General features: G+C 68.0%; 1 protein-coding gene. It reads right to left on the bottom strand.

Features of this window, described 5'->3' with window-relative positions; translation table 11 throughout:
- Window positions 1–397: hypothetical protein (locus A9K58_RS18840; protein WP_065200774.1), on the bottom strand; the 397-nt coding region annotated here is incomplete at both ends.

Below are 397 nucleotides of genomic sequence, written 5' to 3'. Positions count from 1 at the left end.
GGCTTGCCCTGCCAGGACGTGAGCATGGCGCCGGTATTGTTCTGGTGCTTGACCATCAGGCTGGCGCCACGGTCCGGATTGGCGACGACCTTGAAGACTTCGGTGGTGCCGGTGGCATCGTCCAGAGTGAGTAGGGCTTCGCCCCCGCGGTCGCTGGTGCCATAACCGCCGCGCTCGGAACCGTCGGGGCCAAGCAGGATCAGGCCGGACAGCGCTGTTGCACGCGGTCCTTGGGTGCGGCCCCTGCTGAGGGGGTCCGGCACCGGCGCACCGAGGATCAGCCGTGGTTGGCCAGTGCCATCGTGGATGACCAGGCCGCGCGCTTCGATGATCCGCTCAGGCGATTGGCTGCGATGCAGGCTCCAGGCGGTCCAGCCGGAAACGAGCAGGGCAAGGG

It is taken from the genome of Stenotrophomonas maltophilia (assembly GCF_001676385.1).
Lineage (GTDB): Bacteria > Pseudomonadota > Gammaproteobacteria > Xanthomonadales > Xanthomonadaceae > Stenotrophomonas > Stenotrophomonas maltophilia_J.
The sequence above is the reverse complement of the archived record's forward strand: the minus strand, read 5'-3'. Positions and strand labels throughout refer to the sequence as shown.